General features: G+C 55.6%; 17 protein-coding genes. 11 read left to right on the forward strand and 6 right to left on the reverse strand.

What is annotated here, in order from left to right:
- Window positions 1-63: 63 nt before the first annotated feature.
- From AB0A83_RS07910 to AB0A83_RS07940, 7 genes are all read left to right on the forward strand, one after another.
- A complete protein-coding gene (locus AB0A83_RS07910) occupies window positions 64-435 on the forward strand; it encodes a DUF4810 domain-containing protein (protein WP_367155947.1) in 372 nt (123 codons plus the stop codon).
- Entirely contained in the window at window positions 432-1058 is a 627-nt protein-coding gene (locus AB0A83_RS07915; protein ID WP_150047752.1) for a GNA1162 family protein, read from the forward strand. Before AB0A83_RS07910 ends, AB0A83_RS07915 begins: the two co-directional genes overlap by 4 nt.
- A gap of 770 nt (window positions 1059-1828) precedes the next feature.
- On the forward strand, window positions 1829-1918 hold the full coding sequence (locus tag AB0A83_RS07920; RefSeq protein WP_140911723.1) for a potassium-transporting ATPase subunit F: 90 nt from the start codon (window positions 1829-1831) through the stop codon (window positions 1916-1918).
- Window positions 1918-3729 carry a potassium-transporting ATPase subunit KdpA gene (kdpA, locus tag AB0A83_RS07925; protein WP_367155948.1) on the forward strand — a complete coding sequence of 604 codons (1812 nt, stop codon included), beginning with the start codon at window positions 1918-1920 and terminating at the stop codon, window positions 3727-3729. Before AB0A83_RS07920 ends, kdpA begins: the two co-directional genes overlap by 1 nt.
- Before the next feature lie 18 nt (window positions 3730-3747).
- Window positions 3748-5847 carry a potassium-transporting ATPase subunit KdpB gene (gene kdpB, locus AB0A83_RS07930; protein ID WP_367155949.1) on the forward strand — a complete coding sequence of 700 codons (2100 nt, stop codon included), beginning with the start codon at window positions 3748-3750 and terminating at the stop codon, window positions 5845-5847.
- A gap of 9 nt (window positions 5848-5856) precedes the next feature.
- Window positions 5857-6438, forward strand: coding sequence for a potassium-transporting ATPase subunit KdpC (gene kdpC, locus AB0A83_RS07935; protein WP_367155950.1), 582 nt, complete (start codon window positions 5857-5859; stop codon window positions 6436-6438).
- A 22-nt stretch (window positions 6439-6460) separates the two neighbouring features.
- On the forward strand, window positions 6461-7576 hold the full coding sequence (locus AB0A83_RS07940) for an outer membrane beta-barrel protein (RefSeq protein WP_367156154.1): 1116 nt from the start codon (window positions 6461-6463) through the stop codon (window positions 7574-7576).
- Between the two features lie 167 nt (window positions 7577-7743).
- On the opposite strand, the gene AB0A83_RS07945 is transcribed toward AB0A83_RS07940, so the two are convergent.
- From AB0A83_RS07945 to AB0A83_RS07955, 3 genes are all read right to left on the reverse strand, one after another.
- The gene (locus AB0A83_RS07945; RefSeq protein WP_367155951.1) at window positions 7744-8094 is read right to left on the reverse strand and encodes a hypothetical protein; all 351 of its coding nucleotides are present in this window, start codon (window positions 8092-8094) and stop codon (window positions 7744-7746) included.
- A gap of 215 nt (window positions 8095-8309) precedes the next feature.
- Window positions 8310-8759, reverse strand: coding sequence for a carboxymuconolactone decarboxylase family protein (locus AB0A83_RS07950; RefSeq protein ID WP_367155952.1), 450 nt, complete (start codon window positions 8757-8759; stop codon window positions 8310-8312).
- A 42-nt stretch (window positions 8760-8801) separates the two neighbouring features.
- Entirely contained in the window at window positions 8802-9212 is a 411-nt protein-coding gene (locus AB0A83_RS07955) for a GFA family protein (protein WP_367155953.1), read from the reverse strand.
- Between the two features lie 886 nt (window positions 9213-10098).
- On the opposite strand from AB0A83_RS07955, the gene AB0A83_RS07960 reads away from it, so the two are divergent.
- Both AB0A83_RS07960 and AB0A83_RS07965 read left to right on the forward strand, forming a co-directional pair.
- Complete coding sequence (locus tag AB0A83_RS07960; RefSeq protein WP_367155954.1) at window positions 10099-12837, forward strand: DUF4118 domain-containing protein; 2739 nt, start codon at window positions 10099-10101, stop codon at window positions 12835-12837.
- Window positions 12838-12862: 25 nt separating this feature from the next.
- Entirely contained in the window at window positions 12863-13579 is a 717-nt protein-coding gene (locus AB0A83_RS07965; protein WP_367155955.1) for a response regulator, read from the forward strand.
- Here the strand turns inward: AB0A83_RS07965 and AB0A83_RS07970 are convergent.
- On the reverse strand, window positions 13576-13743 hold the full coding sequence (locus AB0A83_RS07970; RefSeq protein WP_367155956.1) for a hypothetical protein: 168 nt from the start codon (window positions 13741-13743) through the stop codon (window positions 13576-13578). The genes AB0A83_RS07965 and AB0A83_RS07970 overlap by 4 nt on opposite strands.
- A 129-nt stretch (window positions 13744-13872) precedes the next feature.
- On the opposite strand from AB0A83_RS07970, the gene AB0A83_RS07975 reads away from it, so the two are divergent.
- A complete protein-coding gene (locus AB0A83_RS07975; RefSeq protein WP_150047764.1) occupies window positions 13873-14514 on the forward strand; it encodes a MarC family protein in 642 nt (213 codons plus the stop codon).
- Between the two features lie 49 nt (window positions 14515-14563).
- The gene (locus AB0A83_RS07980; RefSeq protein ID WP_367155957.1) at window positions 14564-14992 is read left to right on the forward strand and encodes a DUF4124 domain-containing protein; all 429 of its coding nucleotides are present in this window, start codon (window positions 14564-14566) and stop codon (window positions 14990-14992) included.
- Window positions 14993-14999: 7 nt separating this feature from the next.
- Here the strand turns inward: AB0A83_RS07980 and AB0A83_RS07985 are convergent, their stop codons facing one another.
- Together AB0A83_RS07985 and AB0A83_RS07990 are read right to left on the reverse strand one after the other, a co-directional pair.
- Window positions 15000-15599: a hypothetical protein gene (locus AB0A83_RS07985; RefSeq protein WP_367155958.1), complete on the reverse strand. Its 600-nt coding sequence runs from the start codon at window positions 15597-15599 to the stop codon at window positions 15000-15002.
- A gap of 62 nt (window positions 15600-15661) precedes the next feature.
- On the reverse strand, window positions 15662-15997 hold the full coding sequence (locus AB0A83_RS07990; protein ID WP_150047767.1) for a DUF1508 domain-containing protein: 336 nt from the start codon (window positions 15995-15997) through the stop codon (window positions 15662-15664).
- Window positions 15998-16195: the final 198 nt, after the last annotated feature.

Below are 16195 nucleotides of genomic sequence, written 5' to 3' on the forward strand. Positions count from 1 at the left end.
AAGCGGATGATGCTTAACCGTCTCGGGACAAGGTATGTTGGCGAGTCCGCTATTGGAATCGCCATGCTGTTGGCGCTTTCCGGCTGCGCGCCGCAAGGCTTGTTTTATTGGGGGGACTACGAAAGCAGTCTCTACGAACGCTATGTCGACAATAACAGTCAGCATACCGATGCCTATTTGCGCGATACGATTACTGCAGCCGAGCAGCATCAGCGCCGCGTGCCGCCGGGTGTGTATGCCGACTACGGTTTTTTATTGTACACCCGCGGCGATAAAGCCAGCGCCATCGCCTACTTTCAGAAAGAACGCACGCTGTATCCGGAATCCACGGCGTTGATGAACAAATTGATCGAGAAAATTCAGCAGCAGGGAAAAACGCCGGAGCCGAACAGCGAAACCGCCGTACTTCCCACGCAACAGCGGGCCGCGCCATGAGAATTGGGTTTAGTCTGTTAATCGTCTGCCTGTTGCAAGCGTGCGTCGCGCCGCAGCATCTTAATTTGGACGCGTTTTATGCACATCCGCCCCGTTCGATCGTGGTGGTGCCGGTGGTCAACGAGTCGCCGGAAGTAACCGCCAATTCAGTTTTCATCACCACTATCACTCAACCGCTGGCCGAACGCGGCTATTACGTGTTTCCGGTGTATTTGACCGACATGATTCTGCGCGATTTCGGGCTGGTAGAAGCGGGACATATTCACTTATTACCGGCCGAACGCTTCTACGACCTGTTCGGCGCCGACGCGGTGCTGTTGGTGACGATCAGGGATTGGAGTACCAAGTATTTGGTACTGGCATCGTCGGTCGTAGTGGAAATGGAATATGTCCTAAAAGACACCAGGACCGGCACCGTGCTTTGGCATAACCAGCAAACTTATGCACAGAGTTCCGGTGGCAGCGATCCTATCGCGATGGCGATTTCAGCGGCAATCAATGCCCTGATCACCGATTATTTGCCATTGGCCAGGCAAGCCAATTTCATGGCGTTCCAACCGCCAAAGGGTCTTCCCGCCGGGCCTTACCATCCGGAGTATCAACAAGACAAAGGCAAGTTTTGAGGGTTTGCAAGGAAGTACTTTTCAAAAGCCTTACCCTGGATGCCGGATAGGGCGATGGCTTGGCCAATCCGAGTTGCAGTCTTGCCTGAGCGCCGGCATCTGTAGTTCCTAACGCGTCCGGGTTTCCAAGCGATTGGTTGCCTGAATCGGCGGCATTCAGACCTGTTCGGCTCGGCGGTCCAAGGCGCTAATGCTCAATTCCCTAGTTTTGTCGAAGATGCCTAACAGGGCGCAGTTATTATTCCGACACTGCAACCTAACCCGGCAGACCGGCTTACCCCGGCCAAATTCATCGCAACGTTCTGTTGGAATGTTTTGCGGAGTTAAAATCAAGGCGTTATCTGCTTGAACCTGCCGCTCCTGGTGTGTGTGATAGTGATAAGGATGTCGGGTATTTCGGACACCGCTCGATTGCACGCGCAGCAGCCTTTGATCGCATTCACGTCGGTAATTTCACACCCCTTAATTATTGGCTGGACAATTCGTTAATCAACCTTTGCCCCCAATACCTTGGGTTTGCGGCATTTTTTACCATGGGCGCTGCGTCGGTTCAGCAGCTGGGGCGCTGAAACTTTTATCTGTTCTTTACAACCGTCGTTCATTTTTTTACGACATTTTTATCGGCTAATCCTTATATTGACCATCCGTTAAAGCTTTCAATCTTGTGATTAGGAGAATCCGATGGATGTCCTCTATTTATTGTTAACGGCGGTCTTCTTCATCGCTAGTGTATTTTTAGTAACGGGATGCGGCGCACTCGGGGAGCAAGCATGAGCTGGATTTATCTGTTAAGCGGCGGGCTGGCCTTGGCCGTGTTTGTCTATCTGCTGGTCGCGCTGTTTTACCCGGAGAAATTCTGATGAACGGACCGGGTTTTTTGCAAATCGCTAGTTATCTGATCGCGTTGATTGCACTAGCCAAACCGCTGGGCAGTTATATGGCGCGAGTTTACCAGGACGAGTCGGTCGGATTGAACCGCTGGTTCGCCGGGGTCGAGCGGCTGTGTTACCGTCTGAGCGGGGTCGATCCCGAGCAAGACATGCGCTGGCAGCAGTATGCCTGGGCGGCCTTGGCCTTCAACCTGTTCGGCTTGCTGGCTGTCTATCTGTTGCAACGCTTTCAAGACGTGCTGCCGTTGAATCCGCAAGCCTTGCCGGCGGTGCCCCCGGATTCGGCCTTCAATACCGCGGTCAGCTTTGCCAGCAATACCAACTGGCAAGGCTACGGCGGGGAAAGCACGATGAGCTATCTGACGCAAATGTTGGGGTTGGGTGTGCAAAATTTTTTGTCGGCGGCCAGCGGCATGGCGGTATTGGTCGCGTTGATTCGCGGCTTCACTCGCCGCAACGCCCGGGGCATAGGCAATTTCTGGGTCGATTTGACCCGCAGTACCTTGTATATCCTGCTGCCGTTGTCGTTCGTGTTGGCCCTAGTGCTGGTCGGCCAGGGCGTGGTGCAAACCTTCAACCCGTATCAGACTGTAAGCTTGTTGGAAACCTCGAACAATACGGTTGATGCGAAGTCTATGGGTTTAGCTCCCTCTCCTGCTGGAGAGGGTAGGGGTGAGGAGAATCAAACTGGCAAACCGACTAAACAAACCCTGGCCTTGGGTCCTGCCGCCTCGCAAATCGCCATTAAGCAATTGGGCACTAACGGTGGCGGTTTCTTTAGCGTCAACTCCGCCCATCCGTATGAAAACCCGACACCGCTGTCCAATTTCCTGGAAATGCTGGCGATCCTGCTGATCCCGGCGGCGCTGTGTTATAGCTTCGGGCTCATGGTCGGCGACACCCGCCAGGGCTGGGCGATTTTGGCGGCGATGACTTTGGTGTTCGTCGCCTTGGTGTGCGTCACGGTGCCGGCAGAACAACGCGGCAATCCGGCCCTGACGGCGTTGGGCATCGATCAAAGTATCGGCGCGCAACAAGCTGGCGGCAATATGGAAGGCAAGGAAACCCGCTTCGGCATCGTCAATTCCGGATTGTGGGCGGTAGCGACGACGGCTGCTTCGAACGGCTCGGTCAACTCGATGCACGATTCCTACACGCCGCTCGGCGGTTTGGCGCCGATGTGGCTGATGCAACTCGGCGAGGTGATTTTCGGCGGCGTCGGCTCCGGCCTATACGGCATGATCGTGTTTGCCATCGTCGCCGTGTTCATCGCCGGCCTGATGATAGGCCGCACCCCGGAGTACCTGGGCAAAAAGATCGAAGCCTTCGAGATGAAAATGGCCGCCATCGTCATCTTGATCCCGCCCTTGATGGTGCTGGGCGGCACGGCATTGAGCCTGATGCTGGACGCCGGCAAGGCCTCGATCTTCAACCCCGGTGCCCACGGCTTCAGCGAAGTGCTCTACGCCTGGTCGTCGGCCGGCAACAACAACGGCAGCGCCTTTGGCGGCTTGTCGGCCAACGTGCCGTTTTATAACCTCTGGCTGGGGTTGGCGATGCTGTTCTCCCGCTATTGGCTGATGGTTCCGGTGCTGGCGATTGCCGGCTCGTTGGCGGCCAAAAAGACGGTACCGGTCGGTCCCGGCACCCTGCCGACGCATACGCCCTTGTTTGCGGTGTTGCTGATAATCACCGTGCTGATGGTTGGCGCCTTGACCTTCGTGCCGGCACTGGCCCTGGGTCCGATCGTCGAACATTTACAAATGCTCAGCCAACACTAACAAGCGATGGGACATTCCATGACCAGCAAACCCGTTTCAACGTCCTTGATGGACCCGCAAATCCTGCAACAAGCGATTATCGGTGCTTTTGCCAAACTGACGCCACGCCGGCAATGGCAAAATCCGGTGATGTTCGTGGTTTATCTCGGCAGCATCCTGACCAGCGTATTGTGGCTGCAAGCCTGGAACGGCGGCGGCGAGGAACCGGCCGGCTTCAGTCTGGCGATTACGCTATGGCTGTGGTTCACCGTGCTGTTCGCCAATTTCGCCGAAGCGGTCGCCGAAGGCCGCAGCAAAGCCCAAGCCGCGTTTTTACGTAGCGCCAAGCGCGACATTGCCGCCAAAAAGCTGGATGAAGCGAAATACGGCAGCAACTACAGCAAAGTCGCCGGCTCCAGTTTGCGCAGGGGCGATGTGGTGCTGATCGAAGCCGGCGACTTCGTACCCGGTGACGGCGACGTCATCGAAGGCGTGGCCTCGGTCGACGAAAGTGCGATTACCGGCGAATCGGCCCCGGTGATCCGCGAGTCCGGCGGCGACTTCAGTTCGGTGACCGGCGGCACCCGCGTGCTGTCCGACTGGCTGGTGGTGCGCATTTCCACCAACCCCGGCGAAAGCTTTCTGGATCGGATGATCGGCATGGTGGAAAGCGCCAAGCGCCAAAAAACCCCGAACGAAATCGCCCTGACCATTTTGTTGGTGGCCTTGACGCTGGTGTTTTTAATGGCGGTCGTCAGCTTGCTGCCGTTTTCCATTTACAGCGTAGAAACCGCCGGCAGCGGCCGCCCGATCAGCGTCACGGTATTGGTGGCATTGCTGGTCTGCCTGATCCCGACCACCATCGGCGGCCTGTTGTCGGCCATCGGCGTGGCCGGTATCGGCCGGATGATGCAAAAAAACGTCATCGCTACTTCCGGCCGCGCGGTCGAAGCCGCCGGCGACGTCGATGTATTGCTGCTCGATAAAACCGGCACCATCACGCTGGGCAACCGCCAAGCTTCCGGCTTCTTTCCGGTCAAGGGCGTCAAGGAGGCGGTTTTGGCCGATGCCGCGCAACTGGCCTCGCTGGCCGACGAAACCCCGGAGGGCCGCAGCGTGGTGATACTGGCCAAGCAAAAGTACGGTTTGCGCGAACGCGACATCCATTCTCTGGGCGCCACCTTCGTCCATTTCAGCGCCCAAACCCGGATGAGCGGCGTGAATTTGCCAGGCGACCCCAACAAACCGGGCGAGCCGTGCCGACATATCCGCAAGGGCGCGGCCGATTCCATCCGCCAGCACATCGAAACCCAAGGCGGCAAATGGCCGGCCGAACTGAAAACCCTGGTCGACGACGTGGCTCGGCGCGGCAGCACGCCGTTGGTGGTGGCGGAAGGCGACAAGGCTCTGGGCGTGATCGAGCTGAAAGACATCGTCAAGGGCGGCATCAAGGAGCGCTTCATCGAATTGCGGCAAATGGGCATCAAGACCATCATGATAACCGGCGACAACCGGCTGACCGCCGCGGCGATTGCCGCCGAAGCCGGCGTCGACGATTTTCTGGCTGAAGCCACCCCCGAGGCCAAGTTGGCGCTGATCCGCCAGCACCAGGCCGAAGGCCGCCTGGTGGCGATGACCGGCGACGGCACCAACGACGCCCCGGCGCTGGCGCAAGCAGACGTGGCGGTGGCGATGAACAGCGGCACCCAGGCCGCCAAGGAGGCCGGCAACATGGTCGATCTGGATTCCAATCCGACCAAGCTGATCGAAATCGTCGAAACCGGCAAGCAGATGCTGATGACCCGCGGCGCGCTGACCACCTTCAGCATCGCCAACGACGTCGCCAAATATTTCGCCATCATTCCGGCCGCGTTCGCGACGACTTATCCGGTATTGAACGTGCTGAACGTGATGCACCTGGCCACGCCGGCCAGTGCCATATTGTCGGCGGTGATATTCAATGCCTTGATCATCATCGCCCTGATTCCGTTGGCCTTGAAAGGCATCAAATACCGCCCGGTCGGCGCCGAGCAACTGCTGCACAACAACTTGCTGGTCTACGGCGTCGGCGGCTTGATCGTGCCGTTCATCGGCATCAAGGCAATCGATTTATTTTTGGTTGCTATGAATTGGGTGTAAGGAGCGAACATGTCCAATTATTTACGACCCGCGGCGCTGATGCTGCTGTTATTGACCCTGGCCACCGGCGTTGTTTATCCGGCCTTGGTGACCCTGGTCGCCCAAACCGTATTTGCCGAGCAAGCCAACGGCAGTCTGATCAAAAATTCCCAAGGCGAGGTGGTCGGTTCAAGCCTGATCGGGCAAAGCTTCAGCGATCCGCAATACTTTTGGAGCCGGCCGTCGGCCACCGCAAACTATCCTTACAACGCCGCCGCCTCCGGCGGTTCCAACCTGGGGCCGACCAATCCGGCCTTGAGCGAAGCCGTTGCCGCCAGGATTCGGGCATTGAAGGACGTCGATCCCGGTAATCACTTACCGATCCCGGTCGATCTGGTCACCGCTTCCGCCAGCGGCCTGGATCCGCATATCAGTCCGGCGGCGGCGCAATACCAAGTCCAACGCATTGCCAAGCGGCGAAAAATCGATGAGAGCAAAATTCGGGAGTTGATCGCAGCCCATAGCGAAGGCCGGCAATGGGGCGTATTCGGCGAACCCAGGGTCAACGTGTTGCAATTGAATCTGGCGCTGGATCGGGTCGGCAAATCGTGAGCACGGGAACAAGTTCGTGAATATGCGTTTCAAGCGGGCTCCAATCGGTATGACCACCTTGCTGATGCTGGCAGCCACTGTCCCAACCGCCGTTGCCGGGGACTGGCAAATGGGTGCCGCCATCGATTTGAGTTACGCCAACGCGTTTCAGAGCGGCGACCGGTTGGCCTTTCGCAGCAAGGCGACGACGATGCGCTTGAACGCATTCAGCCCGAATATGGGTATGTTTTACCTAAGGAAATTGGCTTCGGAAAACTCGCGCTGGGGCGTGGATATTGGCGCTCATGCCGGTTACGACACCGACGGCCAGGTGCCGGGCAGCGACCGTTTGCCCGGCTACAGTATTCTGCGTTATCTGTCGCGCGCCAATGTCAGTTATCTGGCGCCGATCGGCAACGGTTTGAGCTTGACTGCGGGCTTGATGAACAGCTTTATCGGTTTCGAGTCGCTCTATGCCAAGGATAATTTCAACTACACCCGTTCCTGGATAGCCGATTATTCGCCTTATTTGCTGATCGGCATGGGCGGTCAATACGCCGTTGCCCGGGATTTGAGCGTCAGTTTGTACCTGGTCAGCGACTACGACTATCTGGCCTACCGCAGCGATCAGCCCAAATATGCCGGGCAACTGGCCTGGCAATTTGCGCCCGGCTGGAAACTGACCCAAAACCTGTTTGCCGGCCCGGAACAGAAACAAACCGATACCGCCAACTGGCGCTATTTTTCCGATTCGATCGTACAGTGGTCCGGCGAGGACGTGACGGTGGCCTTGGCCTACGACGTGGGTACCGAGCGGGTGGTAGAGCAAGCCGGCAAACAAGTGTTGTGGATGGGGTCGGCCTTGTTCAGCCGCTGGCATGTCGATGGCCCCTGGAGTGTGGCGCTGCGTCCGGAAATTTACTGGGACGGCGACGGCCGCCTGACCGGCAATCGCCAGTTGATCAAATCCGTCACCGCAACCCTGGAATACAAAATCCCGTTGGATTCGGCCGCGATAGCCTTGCGTAGCGAATATCGCTATGACGACTCCTCCGGCAGCCAAGGCGGCTTTTTCAGATACGGCGGGCGGGACGAGCTGATCGCCGGCCAGCATAGCGTGTTTCTATCCTGTCTTTTTAGTTTTGACCGTTCGTTCTGATCGGCCGCCTGGCAACGTTTATCTAACGATCATGAAGGCATGGCAATCGCCCCGGCAAATGAAAGTCGACGCTGTTCTGTCGCTAGTGTTTTGGGCGGCCGCCTAGTGACTTTCAGAGTAAAGGCAGCAGGCCGAGCCGGCCGGAAATGAACACCCTCCAGGCATCATCAAATGGCTTGTCCGTAAATTCGCCTGACCGTCCGGTAAAACCAGCGCGGCCGGCTCAGGATGATCGCAAAGGCGACCACCGGTGTGACCGGTACCGGCGCGATGTCGATCACGAACAGCGTCGCCAGACTGGCGAAGGTTTTGATTCGCGCTCCGCGGGTTTCGGCGGCAGTTACGAAATCTATATCGTGCGGATAGTCGTAGATGCCCCGCACTAGCCGGCGAAACCAGTCCGGACGCTTGGCCACGACAAACATGCCGATTAAACAACCGGGAGAAATCGGACCGAAACCGACGATCGCGAATATCGCGAACACCGACAGGGATTTTAGTTGGGCGGCATTAAGCATGTTGCGGAACAGATCTGAACGAAGAGCGGACATGATAACGGGAATTGGTCGGGCGACCGGCATTGTATCGTCATAAAGCTGCAATATCGGCAGCCAAGGGTACGCGTCGCGTGCCATAACATTACAGTAAGGAAGCTCTGGTTAATTCAGGCCCATGGTGGGCAATTTGCCCACCATGGGCCGTGAGTGCCGGGTGGGCCTAAATCGTGCCCACCTTACCGGACTGGATAACGACTTGGGATCGCAATCCGGTTCCAAGCATTGATCACGACACCGAGCCACTCGACTGCCGCAATTTCTTCAGTTGACAGAACGGCTGCAGCTTCGTTGTATACGGACTCGGGAACCTGCCCCTCAGCAACTAGCGTCACCGCCTCGGTAAGCGCGAGGGCCGCGCGTTCTTTCTCAGTAAAATATTGCGTTTCGCGCCATGCTGGTAAGATGCTGATGCGGTCGTTGGACTCGCCGCAAGCCAGTGCATCTCGAGTGTGAAGCCTGATACAGAACGCACACTGATTGAGTTGAGATGCACGAAGCCTCAACAAGTGCGCGAGCCCTTCAGTAATTCCAGCAGATGCGGCGTATTCATTTGCTAGACGATCAATAGCGACAACAGCTTGATATAAATCCGGGGCCGCCTTGCCTAGGTTGACTCGATTTTCCATTGCAGACAACTCCGCTGGTGTTGGATTCCGCCTAACGCCAAGCTAACCGGAGCGAGCGTCACGGTATGCGTGATGTTTGATGTTACTTCCATACACTTTTTTGATGGGAATCGAGTCCAAATCTATACCTTCCAAGCACCGGACATTGACCGCCCATCCATCGAAAGGCTTGGAGCCTTCGAGGATTTCTTCAGGCGTTGGATCGCTTGGGCGTCTGAAAGGCAGGATGCCGCAAGTGGGACAAAAGAAATCTTTCGCCGTTTTGCTTCCCCATTGATACAAAACAAGGTCTTCCCATGGAGTAAGCAAATTTAGTTTCTCTTTCGGAATCCGATGATTCAAGGCCCCACGTTTTTTACAAATAGAGCAATCGCAAACGCGCACGTGATCTATTTCAGCTTCAATCTCGAAGCGAACCCTTCCGCAATGGCAGGAACCTTTGTATTTAGTCATTACACATAATTCTCCGTGAGGCATAACGTGCCGTTGAGCCGCGCCGGAGCGCGCAGCGCGGAGGCGTCGGCTCCAACGGCTGGTTAGGTTTCATCTCGGTTCTCCAAGGGCGCGAAACCCTCGCTTCGGCGGTCTTGCCTGGCACTTCTCGAAAAGGCGCTCAAACGCGGCTTCAGGCTGCACAAGGAAGGCCTCACCGGCCGAAACAAGATCTGCTCTCAAGTGTTCAAACGGGAGCAAGTCGTCGTATGAGAATCCCGGATATTGTGCGGTGACGCCACAGGCCCACATGTAATCTTCATGGGACAGTGTGACCTCTCCTACCGAATAGGCAACATTCCCCAGAGAATGTCGGTAGCTGAGCGAAAGTGCTCGGCGTCTTTTCCGGAATGCTCCTTGGGCATAGTTTCCGCCGGAGCTTTTGCCATGGTCGGTTATGGAGAATGTGAATCCCGCTTCGCTCAGCATAGGCTGGAGAAGATCGGCCCCTCTCAGGAGCACTGCCACTGGGTCTTTCATCGCCGACGCCTCGATTTTTCGGTATGAAACCTAACAAGAAATTAGATAGTTAACCGTATATCCACCCGAAAATGCTCTTCGATACGATAATTTATTGATCTGCATATAAATTTCCTTTCCGTTTATCATTGAGGACGGGCGGCCGCGTGACGCGGTCATCGAATCGGTCTGCATTGAATCAGAATGCGCGGTAGAAGGCAACGGGGCGGCGGATGTGCGCGCAAACAAATCCAGCGCCCCATTTCGGCGGTTGTGCCGGCCGCTTGGGCAAATTCATGCCTGTTTACCCCGCAATCTTTACGATATTTTTACCGGCTTGTTCGTAAACTTATGTTGTTCCATTTTTTCCGCGCCGGCAAAGACAGTCATGAACAACGAACGTCCAGACCCCGATCAATTACTCGCCCGTGTCGAGCGCGATCAAGCCAGAGCCCGGCGTGGCCGCTTGAAAATTTTTTTCGGCGCGGCGGCAGGCGTCGGCAAAACCTTTGCGATGCTGTTGGCCGCCAGGGAACGGCGGGCCGAAAATCTGGACGTGGTGGTCGGCGTGGTGGAAACCCACGGCCGCAAGGAAACCAAAGCCCTACTGGAGGGCCTGGAAGTATTGCCTTTGCGTAAAATCGAATACAAAGGCACGGTGCTGCAGGAGTTCGATCTGGATGCGGCGCTGAAGCGGCGCCCGGCCATCATTTTGGTCGATGAGCTGGCGCATTCCAATGCGCCGGGTTCCCGCCATCCCAAACGCTGGCAGGATATTCACGAATTGCTGGATGCCGGTATCGACGTGTATAGCGCCTTGAACGTGCAGCATCTGGAAAGCCTGAACGACGATATTGGTCAGATTTCCGGTATTCGGGTTTGGGAAACCGTGCCGGACACGTTTTTCGAAGATGCCGACGAAGTGGAACTGGTGGATTTGCCGCCGGACGAATTGCTGCTGCGCCTTAAGGAAGGCAAGGTGTACCTGCCGCAGCAGGCCCAGGAGGCCATCCATCATTTCTTCCGCAAAGGCAATTTGATTGCCTTGCGGGAATTGTCGTTGCGGCAAACGGCCAATCGCGTGGACGCGCAAATGCTGGATTACCGCGAAGACAACGCCATCCGCGAGGTTTGGCAGGTCGGCGACCGTATCCTGGTGTGTATAGGTCCTAACGAATTGGCCGAGCGCCTGGTACGGGCCGGCAAGCGTTTGGCCAACAGCCTGCGCGCCGAATGGATAGTCGCTTATGTGGAAACCCCGCAATTGCAACGGATGCCGGCCGAAAAGCGCGACGGCGTGCTGCGCATCCTGCGCCTGGCCGAGCAACTCGGCGCGGAAACCGTGACCCTTAGTGCGCCGGAGATGAGCACGGCCTTGATTCGCTTTTCCCGCGAACGCAATATCAGCAAGATCGTGATCGGTAAACCCAGTCGGCGCGGTTGGCGGCGTTGGATATTGGGATCGGTGGTGGATGCCTTGATCAGCCGTGCCCACAATATCAATATTTACTTGCTGGGCAGCCCGCAAACACGGGAGCGCGGTGACAGCCAGCCGGAACTGTCGCTATTTAGAAAAAGCTCTTTGCCGGGTTTGAAACAACGTATCCCTTCCAAGACCAAGCGGCGCTATGCGGGTTATTTTTGGGCCGTTGCGGTTACGGTGTTGAGCACGATACTCGGCCGTTTGATGATAGGCCGCCTGGAGTTGGCCAATTTGGTCATGGTTTACTTGTTGGGCGTGGTGTTCATCGCCACCCGGTTCGGACGCGGGCCGTCCATTTTGGCTTCCGTGCTGAGCGTCGCTTGTTTCGATTTTTTATTCGTGCAGCCTTTTTACAGTCTGTCCGTTTCGGATAGCCAATATCTCATTACCTTGCTGGCCTTATTGGTGGTCGGAATCGTGATTAGCAGCTTGACCGCCAACGTGCGTTCGCAGGCTAAAGTGGCCGCGCATCGAGAACGCCGGGCCGCGGCGCTGTACTCCATGAGCAAGGAGCTCAGCAGCAGTCAATCGGAAGAGGAGGTGATGCGGGTTGCCGTCAAGCATCTCTATTCGGAATTCAGCAGCCGCAACGTGATATTGTTTCCCAATAGCCAGGGGCGCATGGTGTTTCCGAACAAGCAAGCCCTTGCCGAATCGTTGCTGGGCGCCGATTTGAGCGTGGCGCAATGGGTTTTCGACCACAATGAAATCGCAGGTCAAGGTACCAATACGTTGCCGGGTGCTTCGGCCGTCTATTTCCCTATCCATAATGAAGATAAGGTGTTGGGTGTGTTAGCGTTATTGCCGGTCAATCTGCGTCGGGTATTTTTGCCGGAACAACAAAAACTGTTGGAAACCTTTTTACGTCAGATCGGCCAGGCTGTTGCCAGAATCCGCTTTTCCGAACAGGCCCGCTCGACCTTAATGCAAATGGAAGCCGAGCGCTTGCGCAATTCGCTGCTGAGCGCGATTTCTCACGATTTGCGCACGCCACTGGCCACCATTATCGGCTCGGCCAGCGCCATCGTCCAAAATGACGAGAAATTACGGCCCGCAGACCGAATCGAACTGGGACAGGGCATTGTCGACGAGGCCGAACGGATGTCCAATCTGGTCAATAGCATTCTGGACATGGCCAAATTGGAGACCGGGTTACTGGAATTGAATAAACAATGGTATCCGCTGGAAGAAATCATTGGCACCGCGCTGACCCAATTGCATGGTCAATTGGCCGGCCGGCCGGTCAGGGTCAAACTGCCGGAAGGCATTCCGATGGTGTTGGCCGATGCGGTGATGATAGAGCAGGTGTTGATCAATCTGTTGGAAAACGCGGTGCGCTATACGCCCGTCGGGAGCGCTTTGGAGATTGTCGCCGAGATCGGCGAAACCTCGGCCGAAATTGCCGTGCTGGATCATGGTCCCGGTATTCCCAAAGGCCAGGAAGAACGGTTGTTCGAGAAATTTTATCAGGCACGCCATGAAAGCGCGCAAAGCGGGGTCGGGTTGGGACTGGCCATTTGCCGAGCCATCGTCGAAATTCACGGTGGCCGAATTGTTGCCCGCAACCGGGCGGAAGGCGGGGCGGCCTTTAGTTTCACCCTGCCGTTGGATCAAGCGCCTCCCAGCGTGGAAGCCGAGGAATAATGCCTTTATCGACGCGTCGCTCACTATGTCAAAATCCGATCCCGTCATCGTCGTCATTGAAGACGATCCGTCCATTCGACGTTTTCTGCGTACCAGTCTTGGCGCGCACGGCTTTAAGGTCTTCGACGCCGAGACCGGTAAACAAGGTCTGGTCGAAGTGGGCGTGCGCAAGCCCGATTTGGTGATTCTGGATCTGGGATTACCCGACATGGATGGCGTCGATGTGATCAAAACCATGCGATCCTGGTCGTCCGTGCCTATCATCATTTTGTCGGCGCGCAGCGGCGAGCAGCAGAAAATCGAGGCCTTGGATGTCGGTGCCGACGATTATTTGACCAAGCCCTTCGGCTTCGGCGAATTGTTGGCGCGAATCCGGGTTGCTTTACGCCATGCTGCCAGGCTACAGGAACCTACCCAGGACAATGTCTTTATTACGGGTAACCTCAAAGTGGACCTGGCTAACCGCTTGGTCAGCGTGGAGGCGCGGGAGGTCCACCTCACGCCGATTCAATATCGTCTTTTGATGGTACTGGTCAAAAACGCCGGAAAAGTCTTAACGCATCAACAAATTCTGAACGAAGTCTGGGGGCCGGCCTACCGGGAAAACGCCCATTACCTGCGGATTTACATGAGCCAATTGCGGCAAAAACTGGAAGCCGATCCGACCCGGCCGACATTTTTGCTGACCGAGTCCGGTGTGGGTTACCGGTTGAAAATAGGTGAACGCAGCGAATCCGGCTAATACATCGTGCCTATGTTGACGGATTTCATCGGCGCATAGGCCCGGCCGCCGATGTATTCGCGAAATGATCGTCTAATATTGGCCTGGAAGCGTCTAGCGGCAATCTTGAGCGCAACTTCGTAGTGATCGCCGGAGCGTCCGCTATTGGATGCTTTGTGATTCATGCCGGTTTTGACGTCGGCGGCAGGTGGAGAAAGAGGTCTGCCGTTAAAACAACGGCAGACCATGCGGAGCAAACTTTTTCTCAACAACGGTATCGAAACACCCGGGATTTTTTTTGCGACGTAGTAAGCATGGAACTCGACGAATACATCAAACTACTGGCCGGACTATTGTCGGTCGTTGACCCGGTTGGGGCTATTCCTCTGTTCATCAGCCTGACCGAGCAGCGTAGTTCCTCCGAGCGGCGGCGGATCGCATGGGTTTGCTCAATGTCGGTCGGGGCCGTGCTTATGCTGGCCCACACAGGCGGTAGCGCGTGGTTGGCATTCTTCGGTATCGGTATCCCGTCGTTTCAAATCGCCGGCGGCATTATCATCCTGTTGATGGGAATTTCCATGGTCAAAGCGTCCCATGACCGTTCCAGAAATACTCCGGAAGAACGGGCCGAATCGGTCGAGAAAGATTCGATTGCCGTGGTGCCTATGGCTATTCCCCTGTTAAGCGGGCCGGGCGCGATGAGTACCGTCATCGTCAACCATAATTTGAATCCATCCTGGGATTACGATCTTTTGGCAACTTGTGTGATTGCCACGGTGGCGCTGATCGTACTGGTTTGTTTGTTGATGGCGGAAACGATTGCCAATTTACTGGGCAGAACCGGGATCAACGTGATTACCCGCGTATTCGGTTTGATTATTTTATCGCTAGCCGTGGAGTTTATTACCCGGGGCTTGGCGGAGGTTTTTCCCATATTGGCGAAAACGTCGATTTAGGCAGTCTGAATAATTCGGGCCGACAATCATTTTGACTTAGGGGGTATTGATGAAACGGTTAGCTTCCATGTTGAGCGCCGCCGTTTTGCTCGCGACGACCGCGTACTGTCATGCGGATGTTTATAAATGCCGGCGTGCCGGGCAAGTCTTCTATCAACAACGCCCGTGTAAAGACAATTCGGAAACGGGCAAGCTGGACATAGCGCCGCAAACGCAGGCTGAAAAGGCAATCGCCCGGGAAAAACTGCAAGCGATTCGGAGGCAATTCGATGCCGGAAAAGCCGCGGCGGAGCAAGCACGAGCTGCGCAGGGGGCGCCGGCCCAGCAGGCTGAGCCGGAAAGTCCGCCGGTGCGGCGCATGTACATGTTCGGCAATCCTTTAAACGAGCCGGTTGACCCCGATGTTCCCGTAGATCCGAACCAGCCGGTACAAATTATTTATCCGTGGGGCAATCCGCGCCATCAGCCTGAAGAATGAGACGGTTTCAGGCCGGTTCCGCCGTGACGCGTCGGTTTTTTTCGAGCAAGGCGTAATAAGGCAACAAAGCGCCCATCAGTGCTTGATAAATGGCGAAAGCATCGGTTGGATCTTTCTGTTTGAGTTCGGCAACTTCGTTTAGAAAGCGATGCAGCATTTTGAACAAATTCTCTATCGTCATTGCCAGCCAGGCATCGTTGGTAATCCATTTGTCGATGAATTCGTCCAGCCGGGCGAAAGTCAGTTTCAGTAGCGGATAAGAAGTTTGCGTTTCCTTGAATTCCCGTAGCGTCATATATTCTATATAAGCCCGGTCGGATGCCAGCCGCGGCTGATTGGTGATACTAAGGTAAGTAGCTTTGTAGTCTGCGTGGGCGGCATCGAATTTTTCGCAAAATTCGGTTTCGTTAGTAATTTCGAGCCAAGGTAAAACATTCACAAGGGTTACGGCATAGCACTCGCCTATCGCCGCCAGCATTTTGTCGAATTGCTCGACGAAAGCCGGTTTGGTCAGTTCGCCTTTAATCAGAGTTTCAAGCGCGGCTAATTCGTGCGCAGTAACGCCAACCGTGGCCAATTCCCGCGTGAGTTTGAGTTCGACTGCCATATTGCCGATACCTATTGTTGCTGGTCTGGAGAAAAGTTAAACATCGCTCGCCGTGTTTTGCCTCATTCGGTCAGATCGACCACTTCGGCAACGCAGGCATTGTCTTTGACGGTATGCAACGCATTGTCGAATACCATAGGCGAGTTGTATAAAATGCTTTTAACCAGAATGCTCCCGCCGGCATCCTTGATCACGAAAAACGTGTCGCCCTCAGGCACTTTGCCGGCGGCGATTTGGTTGCTCATTAACGAGCCGGTCCTCACTTCCTTGATTGCCTGCATGGCTTCCTCCTTGTTGTCGTAATCGCCGCTCATCAATATCAGTTCGCCGCTACTGTTGAGGAAGTTGAAAAAATACTGCTTTTCGTCGTTGGTTTTCAGTTCGAAAGTGGCTGGCATGTTTTTTTCCGCTAGTGTTCGGTTGGAATGGATTGTTCGCCGATCGACTATTTGTCTACCGATTCCTCACGAATTACCGGAAAGCCCTGCGGAGAAGGAATCACAATGTACGAGCGGCGCCTGCAATATCCCCGACGCAAGCATTATGCCAAGAAAAAGTCCTTTGTAATCAATGCAAAGAGTGCGCTAGCGTGTTTC

Origin of the sequence: Methylomonas sp. HYX-M1 (assembly GCF_040741385.1) — a bacterium.
Taxonomy (GTDB): domain Bacteria; phylum Pseudomonadota; class Gammaproteobacteria; order Methylococcales; family Methylomonadaceae; genus Methylomonas; species Methylomonas rhizoryzae.